Below are 12,113 nucleotides of genomic sequence, written 5' to 3' on the forward strand. Positions count from 1 at the left end.
GTCGCCGCCCGGGGGTGACGGGCGGAGCTCCCGGCGCCGCGGCGCGCGCGGCCCACGCGGCGGCGGCCGGCTGGCTCGCGCGCAGGGCGTCGAGCGCGACCTGGCGGCGGGCGAGCGCGTCGGCGGCGTCGTTCGACGCGGCGGCGACCTCGAACGCGAGGGGCCCGGTGAGGTCGAGCAGGCACCGGTCGCAGCGCGAGGACCGCAGCGGTGCGGCGCACGCGGGGCAGGAACGCGTCTCGGGCAGCCGCGCCAGCGCGACGTCGACCCACGGCTCTCTCATGCCGCACATCCTGGCGAACCTGTGAGCCCGCTGGGGACGCGTCCCCCGGGGGTCGCGTGGCGGTCCGGTGAAGGTCGCGGGCGGCGGTCAGCGGCCGGGGCGCGCGCGCAGGCCGTCGAGCGCCGCGTCGAGGACCTGGTCCGCGAACTCCTCGGTCAGCGGTCCGCTGCGGTGGAGCCACCGGCTGAGCACGGGCCCCCAGACGAGGTCGACCGCGACGTCGAGGTCGACGTCCGCCGCGAGCTGTCCGGCCTCCTGCGCGCTCCGCAGCCGCTGCCGCTTGGCGTCCCGGAGGGGTCCGTCGAGGCGGTCGCGGTACAGCTCGGCCACCGTCGCGTCGTGCACGGCCTCCGCGGCGAGCGCCCGCATCGGGGCGTCGAGCCGCGGGTCGGTGAGCTCCGCGACGGTCGCGCGCAGGACGAGGCGGAGGTCCGCGACGAGGTCGCCGGTGTCCGGCAGCACGGGGGCCTGGCCGTCGTCCCCCTCGCTCAGGGCGAGGAACGCGTCGAGGAGGATCGCGGCCTTCGAGGGCCACCACCGGTAGATGGTCTGCTTGCCGACGCGCGCGCGGGCGGCGATGCCCTCGATGCTGAGCCGCGCGTAGGGGACCTCCTGGACGAGCTCGAGCGCGGCGTCGAGGACGGCGCGCCGCGAGGCCGCACTGCGCCGCGAGGGGTCGGGGGTAGGAGCCATGGGCGCCACCCTACCGCGACGAGACGGACCGTTCCGTCTTGACGCTGGGCCGCGGCTTGCCCTATGGTCATCACAACGAGACGAACCGTCTCGTCTCATCAACGAGAGGTCTCACCGTGCGACACACCCCCGGAACCCCCCGCACCTGGTTCGTCACCGGCGCGAGCCGCGGCATCGGCCACGCGATCGCGGTCGCGGCGCTCGACCGCGGCGACGTCGTGGTCGCCGCGTCGCGCACCGCGTCCGTCGAGGCGTTCGCCCCGGAGCACCGCGACCGCGTGCTCGCGCTCCCCCTCGACGTCACCGACCGCGACGCCGTCGTGGCCGCCGTCGACACGGCCGTCGAGCGGGTCGGGCGGCTCGACGTCGTCGTGAACAACGCCGGCACCCTGTCCATGGGCATGGTCGAGGAGTTCACCGAGGCCGAGGCGCGGGCCCAGCTCGAGGTCAACGTCTTCGGCGCGCTGTGGGTCAGCCAGGCGGTCCTGCCGCACCTGCGGCGCCAGGGCTCGGGCCACCTGCTCCAGATGTCGAGCGTCGCCGCGCTCGCCGGCTTCCCCGGCACCGGCCTGTACAGCGCGAGCAAGTTCGCGCTCGAGGGCATGAGCGAGGCCCTCGCGACGGAGGCCGCGACCTTCGGCGTCAGGGTGACCGTCGTCCAGCCCGGCGGGTACTGGACCGACCTCTACACGAGCATGGCGAGCACGACCCCGCTCGACGCGTACGCGCCCCTGCGCGCGGAGCTCGAGAAGCAGTGGGCGGACGGCTCGGTCGACAGCGACCCGCGCCTCGCCGCCCAGGCCGTGCTCACGCTCGTCGACAGCGACGACCCGCCCCTGCGCCTCCTGCTCGGCAGCATGGTCTACGACCTCGCGCACGACGTCACGGCGCAGCGCCGGGCGACGTGGGCGGCGTGGGAGGGCGTGAGCCGGGCGGCCGAGCACGCCGTTCCCGCCCCGGAAGCCTGACCGTGCCGGTCCGGTGCCGTCAGCCGCCGAGGCGCTCGACGAGCGCGCGCGTCAGCGGGGCGTCGACCCCAGCGCGATCGGCGGCGCGGACGACGGCTCCGCCGATCGCGTCGGTCTCCAGCGGCCGACCCGCCTCGGCGTCGCGCAGCATCGACGACTTCGCCTCGGGCCCGAAGCGGTCGTAGAAGGCGAGCGTCCGCTCCGGGTCCGACGGCGCCCCGCTCGCCGTCGCGACGGCCGCGACCTCGCGCACGAGCGCCTCGAGCTCGGCGCGGTGGGTCGTGCGCACCTCCCCGATCGTGGCCCGGTGCGCCGTCGTGAGGAGCGCGAACGGGGCGAGGAAGGCGAGCTTGGACCACAGGAGCGCGGTCTCGTCCGCGTGGACGGTGGTGCGCACGCCGGCGTCCTCCAGGAGGGCGCGCACCGCCTCGACGCGCTCCGGCGCGACGCCGCCCGGGGCGAGGTCGACGTCGACGAACGTGCTCGTGTGCTCGATCTCCCCGGGCGCGACGCGCGTGGACTCGACCCGGATCGTCGCGGGCAGGACGCGCTGCGTCCCGTAGCGCGCGCGCAGCGTGCCCAGGTGGTCGAGCCCGTTGAGGAACGGGACGACGACGCCGTCGCCGAGCGTCTCGGGCGGCACCCGGTCCAGCGCCTCGTCGAGCGTCGTCTGCTTGACCGCGACGAGGACGACGTCGACGGGGGCGTCGAGGCGCGTGGCCGCGCGGGCCGGGACGTGGAGGTCGCCGACCTGCCGGCTGCGCACGTGGACGCCGTGCTCGGCGAGCGCGGCGGCCGTCGCGTCGCTCGCGAGGAAGGTCACCGCGGCACCGGACCGCACGAGGAGCGCGCCGACCAGGCCGCCCACGCCCCCGGGTCCCAGCACCGCCACGTCGCTCGGAGTCACCGTCGTCGTCCTCTCGTCGTGCCGTCGCCCGCGCTGGTCAGCGCGCGGCGACCTCGACCCTACCCACGGCGACCGACCCCGCCGCTCCCGCCCCGGGCACGGTGAGCGCCGCGATGCCGGTGGTGACGGGGATGGCGAGCACGAGGCCGATCGACCCGACGAGCGTGCGCACGACCTCCTCCGCGATCTCGCCCGAGGTGAGGCTCGTCGCGAGGCCCTGGTCGGACAGGTAGACCGCCATGAGCAGCGGCAGGGCCGCGCCGACGTACGCGAACGCGATGGTGTAGACGGTCGAGGCGATGTGGTCGCGCCCGATGCGCATCGCGCGCGCGAACAGCTCGCGCCGGGTCGCGAGCGGCGCGACGGCGCGCAGCTCCCACACCGCGGACGCCTGGGTGATCGTCACGTCGTTGAGCACGCCCATGCCGGCGAGCACGATCCCGCACAGCACGACGCCCTGGATGTCGAGCGACGGCGCGTACTGCGGGACCCACAGCGACTCCTCCGACGTGAGGCCCGTGATGTTCGCCGCGCCAGACCCCCACCACCCCAGCAGGGCGGTGATCGCGAGCCCCACGAGCGTGCCGAGCAGCGCGGTCGACGTGCGTGCGGTGAAACCGTGGGCGACGTACAGCACGACGAACATGACGAGCGACGACGTCACGAGCGCGACGCCCAGCGCGTTCTGCCCGGTGAGGAGCGCGGGGAGCGTGAACGCCGTGATGACGACGAACGCACCCGCGAGGCCCGCGAGCGCCGCGAGCCCGCGCCAGCGGGCGACGGCGAGCACGACGACGGCGTACGCGGCCGCGAGGAGGCCGATGGGCAGGCCGCGCTCGAAGTCGAGGAACACGTACGGGCTGCCGCCCGCGCCCGCGGCCTCGGCGATGTACAGGACGCGGAGCCGGTCTCCCTCGTCGAACCCGTAGGCGACGTACTCCGGCGGGGCGTTGACGGTGATCTCCTCGCCGCCCACGTCCTCGCCCGCCGCCCGCGAGCCCGCGTCGAGGCGCGCCGGCACGAGGCTCGCCGCCTCGTCGACGGGCCCGACGACCGTCGCGCGCAGGATCGTGCTGCCCTCGGCGGCGACGGGCACGCGGTCCGGGACGTCGGACGCGGCGGGCCACAGCGCGGCCAGACCGGCGAGCGTCGCGAGGAGCGCGGGCACGAGGAGCGCCGCGAGGACGAGGCGCACGCGCCGCGTCGCCGGCGCCGCCGGGCCGTGGCCGTGCGCGGGGGCGTCCCGGCGGGAGGTCCGGTGCTCGGGGGCGACGTCGGTGCTCTCGCTCACGCGGAGGATGCTGCCACGGCGAGGGCGCGGGACCGGGCGGCACGCGCCGTCGCGGCCGGTAGCATCCCGCAGGGCCGGGCGTCCGCCTCGCCGCCGCCACGACGCACGAGGAGCCACCATGGCCACGGTCGACTACTTCCTCTCGGGTGACCCGGAGGTCGCCAAGCAGCACCTGCACGCCGCGCTCCAGGAGCAGGGCTTCGCCGTCACCGTCCGCCCCACGGGCCAGTGGGCCGCGGAGCGCGGCTCGAGGACGAAGACGTTCTGGCTCGGCGCGTTCGCCGGCAAGGCCCAGCACCTCGTCTTCACGGTGGACTTCATGGTCCACGGCGACCAGCTCGTCGCGCGCATCGACCGCCCCACGGGCCACGGCGCGATGGCCGGCGCGATCGGCATCGCCCGCTCGAACACGGCGTTCGCCGAGGTCGACCAGGCGATCGGCACGCGCCTGACGAGCCACGGCGTGCTCGCGCACGTCGTCCACGCCTGAGCACGACCGCAGCACGACCCCGAGCACGACGAAGGCCCGGGACCCTCAGGGGTCCCGGGCCTTCGTGCCGCTGACCGCGCCGACGACGGGCGGTCAGCGGGACGTCACTTGGCGACGGCCTTCTTGAGCAGGCTGCCGGCGCTGATCTTCACGCCGTAACCGGCCGGGATCGAGATCTCCTCGCCCGTACGGGGGTTGCGGCCCGTGCGGGCGGCACGCTCGACGCGCTCGACGGACAGGAGGCCCGTGACCTTGACGGCCTCGCCCTTGCCGAGCGACTCGATGAGCACCTCCTGGAAGGCGTTGAGGGCCTTCTCGGCGTCCGCCTTCGACAGGTCGGCCTTGCTGGCGATGGCCGAGACGAGCTCGGACTTGTTGAGCGACATGCGAATCCCTTCTTCGGTTCACGACGCGCGGTGGTCACCACCCGTCGTCACGGTCTCAGTGTGCCAGCCGCGAGGCCGTGCACCGGGGACAACACTAGGGAACACGCGGAGTTTCACGCGACTTCTCGCGGCTCTCGGCGCCCGCGTGTCTGCGCTCAGCCCTCCGCGGGGTCGTGGTCGTGACCCGCGTGCGCGTCGCCGTCGTGCTCGTCGGGCGCGTGCTCGCCGTGGTCGTGGCCGTCGTGCGCGCCCGGGTCGGCCGCCCGGCCGGTGACGCCCTGGAGCTCGTTCGGGACGACGTCGAGCACCGCGCTCCTCCACACCTCGCCCGCGACGTAGTCGACCGCGTGGACCGCCCGGCCGGCGGGGTCGGTGACGTACGCGAGGCCGTCCTGGACGAGCAGCGCGGGGCGCGGGGCCTGCCACTCCGCGGGCTCCTCCCACGCGTCGAGCACCGGGATCGACCGCACGAGCGTGCCCGTCCCCGGGTCGACGACGTGCAGCGACCCGTCGGTGCCGAGCACGAGCGCCTCGCCCGCGTCGCCGCGGCCGAGCGAGCGGAACGTGTAGCTCGCGGGCAGGTCGACGAGGCGCAGGCTCGCGTCGCGCGTGTCGACGAGCGAGACCCGCGTCGGCCGCTCCAGGTCCGCGTCCGGGTCCGACTTGTAGTCGCCCAGGACGACCGGCGACGCCTCGCTGCCCGCCTGGTTGCCGATGCGCCCGTAGGCGTCCGGGCTCGCGACCTTGGTGATCGTGCCGTCCGCGACGACGAGCACGCCGTCCTCGCAGCCGACCACGACGGCCTCGTCCGCGGCGACGGCCTCGCCGTGCACGCCGGGGCACTCGTCGCTCGACGCGACCTCCTCGCCCGCGGCGTCGAGGAGGCGCACGCCCGTGCGCGCATCCTCGGTGCCCTCGGAGACGACGAGCGAGCCGTCGCCGAGCTCGACGGCGACGCCGTGGTGCGGGCTCGGGGTGGTGAGCGTGCGCGCGTCGTCGAGGCCGTGCGGGTCGGCCACCGCGGCGGAGTCGAGCACGGTCACGTCCCCGGTGCCGTCGTCGAACAGCGCGGTGCGGCCGTCGTGGACCACGACGTGCCCCGGCTTCTCGGCCGCGTAGGTCACGTCCGTGAGGGCCGGGTCGGCGGTGTAGTGGTGCGCGTGGTCGCCGTGGGGCTCGGCCCACGTGCCGGCGTCGAGCACCCGGAAGCCGCCCGTCGTCGAGACGAGCAGGTGCCGCCCGTCGCCCGCGGGGTTGAGGCGGGCGAAGCCGTCGAGCGCGAGGTCGCCGACGACCTCGAGCGTCGTCGCGTCGAGCACCTGGACGCCGCCGTCGTAGGTGACGGCGAGGCGCGGGACGGCCGTCGCCTCCTCGCGGGGCGCGGCCGCGGGCTCCTCGGCGGCGGCCGCGTCGCCGGAACCGGGCTGCGCGTCGGTGCCGCCGGTCGAGCAGGCGGCCAGGAGCGCGAGCGGGAGGACGAGTCCGACGGCGGCGAGGGACCGCGTGCGGTGTCGTGCGGTGAGCGTCATGGGCGTGTCGGTCGGCGCGGGCCTGGGCGCGCGCCGACCACTCCTTTCCAGGCAGGGAGGGGCGGACGGTCCGCCTGGGGGCACAGTAACAGTAATGCGACTCATTCTCATTTAGCGTCCCGCCGCCCTCCCCGGCCGAGGCGGCGTCCGGGCCCCGGGCGCGACAGAGGGAGGGCCCGCGACGGACCCTCCCTCTGCTCCTGCCGCTGTGCGGCGGCTCAGCCCTGGCGCGACTTCCCGCGCGGGTCGAGCTTGTTGACGACGAGCACCCTGCCGTGCCGGCGCACGACCTTCGCGCCGGGCCGGGACTTCAGCGAGCGCACGGACGCACGGACCTTCATCGCGCACCCCCGCCCTGCGCACCGCGGGCGCCGTAGCGCTGGCGGAACTTCTCCACGCGACCGGCGGTGTCCACGACGCGCTGGTTGCCCGTGTAGAACGGGTGGCTCGCGCTCGAGATCTCGACGTCGACGACGGGGTACGTGTTGCCGTCGGTCCACGCGATCGTCTCGCGCGGGACGCCCGGGCCCTGCGGGTGGTCGCCCGCGAGGGTCGAGCGGGTCAGGAAGGCGAGGTCGGCGGACTTGTCGCGGTAGACGACGGGCCCGTAGACGGGGTGGATGGTCTTCTTCATGGTGGTCTCCTTGCTGCGCCGGGACGCGCCGCGCGGGGCGGCCGCGGTCACCGGCTCGGGGTCGTGCCTCCGGGGGCCCGCCGCGGGCTCGCGGACGGGTGTCGGGCGCGGGGTCAGCGCGCCTCGCGGAAGTCGACGTGGCGGCGCACGACGGGGTCGAACTTGCGCAGGACGATCCGGTCGGGGTCGTTGCGGCGGTTCTTGCGGGTCGTGTACGTGAACCCGGTCCCGGCGGTGGACCGGAGCGTGATCACGGGACGGAGTTCGGTGCGGGTGGCCATCGGTGCTTCTCCCCTCGGACGAGGACCTGCGCCGCGGACGGCGGCGGCCCCCTGGTGGTGGTGAGGTGTCCCGGGTGGGGCGGGCGGCGGGAGCGGCACCGGTCGGTGCCGTCCTTCCCGTCGGGACGCTCGTCGAGACCCGCTGTCGAGAACAGTTCTCAGGTCTCGGTTGTTCCCGCCGCTCCGGACGGGCGTGGGACACCGTCGAAGGATGGCGTATCATCCGACGAATCACCGTCGCCTGCTGGCACAGGCGCACCCAGATCTCGGCGAGGAGAGTCTGATGCGCCCGTCCACGTCCCGGGGGGTCGGCCGCGCGCGCGGCGCGGCCTCCGCCCTGCTCGCGTCCCTGCTGGCGCTCGTCCTCGTCACGGGCCCGGCCGCCGCGAGCCCCGCCGTCGCGAGCCCCGCCGTCGTCCCCGCCGCGACCCCCGCCGCCGGGGACGGCGCACGCGCCGTCGTCGACGTCACCGACTTCGGCGCCGACCCGTCGGGCGCGCTGGACTCGACGCCCGCGGTCGCCGCGGCGCTCGACCACGCGAAGGACCTGGGCGGCCCGACGCGCGTCGTCTTCCCGACGGGCACGTACCAGCTCTACCCGGACCGCGCCCCGGTGCGCGAGCTCTACGTGTCGAACACCGTCGGCGCCGACCAGCGCTACAAGGACAAGCGGATCGCGATCCTCGTCGAGGACATGGACGACGTCGTCGTCGACGGCGAGGGGTCGCGCCTCGTGATGCACGGCGAGCAGACGATCTTCGCGTCGATCCGCTCGCGCGACGTCGTGTTCGAGGACTTCACGACGGAGTGGGTGGCGCCGCGCACGCTCGACCTCACCGTGGTCGCAGCCGGGACGACTAATGGTCAGACGTATCGCGACCTCCGCGTGCCCGACGGCTACGGCTACGCCGTCGACGGGACGACGGTCCGCTGGTCGGGCGAGAGCAGCCCGTACACGGGCGCCCCGTACTGGACGGACCAGGGCGCGTTCGGGTACCAGCAGGTCGTGGACCTCGCGACCGGGCGCAGCTCGCGCGGCTCGTGGGACGGCGCGTCGACGAACCCGTTCGCCGGGGTGTCCGCGATCACCGACCTCGGCGACGCGCGGCTGCGGTTCGTCTACGCGGCGTCGGCCGCGCCCGCCCCGGTCGGGCGCGTGTTCCAGATGCGCCGCACGCACCGCGACACGCCCGCGGGGTTCGTCTGGGAGAGCGAGCGCATGACCGTGCGCGACGCGACGTTCGGCCACCTGCACGGGTTCGGCATCGTCGCGCAGCTCACCGAGGACCTCACGATCGACCGCGTGCGGTTCCGCGCCGCGGCCGACTCGTGGCGCACGAGCGCCGCGTCGGCCGACCTCGTGCAGGTCTCGGGCGGGCGCGGCACCGTGACGATCACGGACAGCGACTTCGGGTTCGCGCACGACGACCCGATCAACGTCCACGGGACGTACGTCGAGCTCGTGTCCGTCGACGGCCCGCGCACCGCGACGTTCGCCTACCGCCACGGCGAGACCGCGGGCTTCCCCCAGTTCTACGCCGGTGACGAGCTCGCGCTCGTCGACAAGGCGACGATGACCGACGTCCCCGGCGGCACCGCGACGGTCGTCGCCGTGGACGGCCCGACCGGCACGGACACGTCGCACGACCTCACGCGCATGACCGTCACGCTCGACCGCGACCTCCCGGCCGGGATCGCGCCGGGCGCGGTCGTGGCGGAGAACGTCACGTACACGCCCGCGGTGGAGATCCGCGGCAACCACTTCGAGTCCGTGCCGACGCGCGGCATCCTCGTCACGACGCGCAAGCCGGTCCTCGTCGAGGACAACACGTTCGACCAGATGGGCATGGCGAGCATCTACGTCTCGGCGGACGCCCGGTCCTGGTACGAGTCGAGCGTCGTGCGCGACCTGACGATCCGGGGGAACACGTTCACGCGCGCGCAGTCGCCGGTGATCTGGTTCGACCCGACGTCCGGGGGCGGCGACTCGGCCGTGACCGCGCACGCGGGCGTCGTCGTCGAGGACAACACGTTCGTCGTGGGCGACGTGACGCTCCTCCAGGCGAAGTCCGTCGCGGGGCTCGACGTCCGCGGCAACACGGTCGTGCGCGACGACGCCGCGCGCTCGCTCGCGCTGACGGTCGACCGGACGACGCTCGCGGTCGGCGAGAGCGCCGTCGCGAGCGCGACGGGGACCGCGACGACGGCCTCGGCACCGCTCTTCCGCCTCCAGGGGTCGCGCGACGTGCGCCTGCACGACAACCGGTACGACACCGGCTTCAACCGCCGCGTCGACGTCTCGGGGATGCGCGCGGGCGACGTGACGGTCGAGGACGCCGGCTTCCGCGTCGGGGCGGACGCCCGCACCGACGGGCTCGGGACGGTCGGCTTCACGTCGTCGCGACGAGCGAGACGGGCGCGACGGAGTCCGCCCCGGTGACGGTCACGGTCGAGGGCGCGGGGGCGCCCGCGCCGACGATCGCCCTCGAGCCCGCGCACGCCGCGCTCGCCCTGCCCGGCGCGACGCTCGCGCTGCACGCGACGACGGACGCCGACGCGGTGACGTGGGGCGTCGTCGACGTCGCGACGGACGCGCCCGCGACCACCGCCGCGGTGTCCCCCGACGGCGTCCTCACCGCGACCGCGCCCGGCGTCTACGAGGTCACGGCGCGCGCCGGCGCGGCGGTCGCGACGTCGCTCGTGAGCGTGGACCGCGAACGGGTCCCCGGCCCGCACGGCCTGCGCGTCGTGCGCCCCGAGCCGAGCCGCACGACGGCGGTCGGCGCGTCGCTGCGCCTCAACCCCGCGGGCGGGTCGCTGTGGGCGACGGGCAACGGCGCGCGGAACATCCACCTCGTCCCGGGCGGCACGCTCGACGTCGGGGAGTCCGCGACGGTCCGGATGGTCGGCCGCACGGGCACGGGGTACGAGGAGGCGGGCCTCATCCTCTACACCGGCGACGACGACTACGTGGCCGTCCAGCGCAAGCACGCGAACGGCAGCCCGGCGCTGCGGGTCGTCACGGAGATCGGGGGCGCGTCGGACGAGTCCCGCTCCGCCCCGGACCCGGCGGGCGACGTCGTGTGGCTGCGCCTCACGCGCACGGCCGACGCGCTCGTCGCCGCGCACTCGACCGACGGCACCACGTGGACGACGATCGGCTCGCCCGTCCCCGGCACGGCCGCGGCGTCGACCGGCGTCGTGGGCGTGCTCGCCGCGGGCAGCGTGACGGACCGCGCGTTCGACTTCTCGGAGCTGCGCGTCGCGGACCGCGACGTGCCGCTCGTGCGCGACGCGACGCCTCCCGTCGCGTCGGGAGCGGTCGCGACGGCGACGCCCGGCGCCGTCGAGGCTACGTGGTCGTACACCGACGCCGACGGTGACGCCCAGGACGGCTCCGTCGTCCGCTGGTACGTCGCGGCCGGCGACGCGTGGGAGCCGTTCGCGACCGGGGCGCGCGTCGACGTCCCGGCCGCGGTGACGGGCCGCGCGGTGCGCGCGGTCGTCGTGCCGCGCGACGCGAGCGGGTCGCTCGGGGCGTCCGTCGCGTCCGCCCCGGTCGCGGCCGTGGGCGCTCCCGTGGCCGACGACGACGCCTCGCTGAGCACGCTGGCGCTGGGCAACGCCGTCCCCGTCGCGGAGGGGACGTGGGCGGTCGGCCCGTCCGCGACGGCGGTCGCGGTCCACGCCGCGGCGACCCACCCGGACGCCGAGGTCGCGGTCGTGGGGGGCGAGCCGCTGCCGGGTGGCGGGGCCGTGGTCCCGCTCGCCGAGGGCGGGACGACGGTCGAGGTCCGCGTGACCGCGCCGTCGGGCGCCGTGCGCACCTGGACGGCCGTCGTCGAGCGGCGCGGGGACCGCGACGCGGGGCTCGCGGAGGCCGCGTTCTCCGTGGGGCTGCCGGGCGTCGGCTCCGGCGCCTTCCACGTCACGCCCGTCGCGGACGACGTCGACCGGTACACGGCGCGCCTCGTGCCGTCGTCCCCGGGCGCGACCGTGTCCGCGCGTCTCGACGGGCGCGAGCTCGCCCCGGGCCCCGACGGCTCGGTCCTCGTGCCCGTGCACCGCGGCGCGACCGTGCTCGAGGTCCGCGTCACGGCGGGCGACGGCGCGACGACGCGCGTCCACCGCTGGGTGACGCTCTCCGAGCGCGCGGCCGCGCCGTTCGTCGCGGTGGACGCGCAGAGCCGGTGCCTCGCGGGCCGCGCGCACGTCGCCGTCCGGGCGGACAACCACGGCACGTCCCCGCTCGACGTGACGCTCACGACCGACCTCGGGTCTCGCGCGGTCACGGGTCTCACGCCCGGCCGGTCGGCGTACCAGTCCTTCCCGGCGCGCGCGGCGAGCACGAGCGGAGGTGTCGCGGTGGTCGAGGTCGTCGTCGACGGGGAACGGCACCTGGTCACGGTCGCGTACCCGGCGCTCGACTGCTGAGGGCGCGGCCCGCGCACGTGCCCGGAGACGGAGGAACCGGTGGCGATCCGCCGCGAGAGCTCCCCCCAGCGAAGCTCTCGTCGCGGACCGCCACCGGTCCAGGTGTCGCCGCGTGACCCGTCGCGGCGACGTCCCCCACCAGAGCAAGAGGCGCCGCGCGCCTGTTCGGGACGCTCACATAGCGTGATGTGGATCACACTACGATGGCCCTCGCCGT

The 12,113-nt window shown here is 75.7% G+C and carries 13 protein-coding genes; 4 read left to right on the plus strand and 9 right to left on the minus strand.

What is annotated here, in order from left to right:
• On the minus strand, nt 1–283 hold a 283-nt coding region (locus GYH36_RS08535; protein ID WP_203231707.1), incomplete at its 3' end, for a hypothetical protein.
• 87 nt (nt 284–370) lie between these two features.
• Nucleotides 371–976, minus strand: coding sequence for a TetR/AcrR family transcriptional regulator (locus GYH36_RS08540; protein ID WP_024839929.1), 606 nt, complete (start codon nt 974–976; stop codon nt 371–373).
• A gap of 116 nt (nt 977–1,092) precedes the next feature.
• Between GYH36_RS08540 and GYH36_RS08545 the strand changes: the two genes are divergently transcribed.
• Nucleotides 1,093–1,944 carry an SDR family NAD(P)-dependent oxidoreductase gene (locus tag GYH36_RS08545; protein WP_162289637.1) on the plus strand — a complete coding sequence of 284 codons (852 nt, stop codon included), beginning with the start codon at nt 1,093–1,095 and terminating at the stop codon, nt 1,942–1,944.
• 19 nt (nt 1,945–1,963) lie between these two features.
• Here GYH36_RS08545 and GYH36_RS08550 read toward each other — a convergent pair whose 3' ends face one another.
• Both GYH36_RS08550 and GYH36_RS08555 read right to left on the minus strand, forming a co-directional pair.
• Entirely contained in the window at nt 1,964–2,851 is an 888-nt protein-coding gene (locus tag GYH36_RS08550) for a ketopantoate reductase family protein (protein WP_034603699.1), read from the minus strand.
• A 37-nt stretch (nt 2,852–2,888) separates the two neighbouring features.
• The gene (locus tag GYH36_RS08555) at nt 2,889–4,142 is read right to left on the minus strand and encodes a YibE/F family protein (protein WP_312028565.1); all 1,254 of its coding nucleotides are present in this window, start codon (nt 4,140–4,142) and stop codon (nt 2,889–2,891) included.
• Between the two features lie 118 nt (nt 4,143–4,260).
• Between GYH36_RS08555 and GYH36_RS08560 the strand changes: the two genes are divergently transcribed.
• Complete coding sequence (locus GYH36_RS08560; RefSeq protein WP_115941677.1) at nt 4,261–4,632, plus strand: hypothetical protein; 372 nt, start codon at nt 4,261–4,263, stop codon at nt 4,630–4,632.
• Between the two features lie 104 nt (nt 4,633–4,736).
• Here GYH36_RS08560 and GYH36_RS08565 read toward each other — a convergent pair whose 3' ends face one another.
• The 5 genes from GYH36_RS08565 to rpmG form a co-directional block, all read right to left on the minus strand.
• Complete coding sequence (locus GYH36_RS08565; RefSeq protein WP_021482680.1) at nt 4,737–5,018, minus strand: HU family DNA-binding protein; 282 nt, start codon at nt 5,016–5,018, stop codon at nt 4,737–4,739.
• Between the two features lie 155 nt (nt 5,019–5,173).
• Nucleotides 5,174–6,547, minus strand: coding sequence for a zinc metallochaperone AztD (aztD, locus tag GYH36_RS08570; RefSeq protein ID WP_115941676.1), 1,374 nt, complete (start codon nt 6,545–6,547; stop codon nt 5,174–5,176).
• 218 nt (nt 6,548–6,765) lie between these two features.
• Nucleotides 6,766–6,888, minus strand: a complete 123-nt coding sequence (rpmJ, locus tag GYH36_RS08575) for a 50S ribosomal protein L36 (RefSeq protein WP_024839935.1) — start codon at nt 6,886–6,888, stop codon at nt 6,766–6,768.
• Nucleotides 6,885–7,181 carry a type B 50S ribosomal protein L31 gene (locus tag GYH36_RS08580; RefSeq protein WP_162289638.1) on the minus strand — a complete coding sequence of 99 codons (297 nt, stop codon included), beginning with the start codon at nt 7,179–7,181 and terminating at the stop codon, nt 6,885–6,887. The genes rpmJ and GYH36_RS08580 overlap by 4 nt, the downstream gene beginning before the upstream one ends.
• A gap of 113 nt (nt 7,182–7,294) precedes the next feature.
• Nucleotides 7,295–7,462: a 50S ribosomal protein L33 gene (gene rpmG / locus GYH36_RS08585; RefSeq protein WP_024839937.1), complete on the minus strand. Its 168-nt coding sequence runs from the start codon at nt 7,460–7,462 to the stop codon at nt 7,295–7,297.
• 283 nt (nt 7,463–7,745) lie between these two features.
• Between rpmG and GYH36_RS08590 the strand changes: the two genes are divergently transcribed.
• Together GYH36_RS08590 and GYH36_RS08595 are read left to right on the plus strand one after the other, a co-directional pair.
• Nucleotides 7,746–9,902: a right-handed parallel beta-helix repeat-containing protein gene (locus GYH36_RS08590; RefSeq protein WP_162289639.1), complete on the plus strand. Its 2,157-nt coding sequence runs from the start codon at nt 7,746–7,748 to the stop codon at nt 9,900–9,902.
• Nucleotides 9,899–11,896: a DUF1349 domain-containing protein gene (locus GYH36_RS08595; RefSeq protein WP_162289640.1), complete on the plus strand. Its 1,998-nt coding sequence runs from the start codon at nt 9,899–9,901 to the stop codon at nt 11,894–11,896. Before GYH36_RS08590 ends, GYH36_RS08595 begins: the two co-directional genes overlap by 4 nt.
• The last annotated feature ends 217 nt before the right edge of the window (nt 11,897–12,113 follow it).

Source organism: Cellulosimicrobium composti, assembly GCF_010287905.1.
In the GTDB taxonomy this organism is placed as follows: Bacteria; Actinomycetota; Actinomycetes; order Actinomycetales; family Cellulomonadaceae; genus Cellulosimicrobium; species Cellulosimicrobium composti.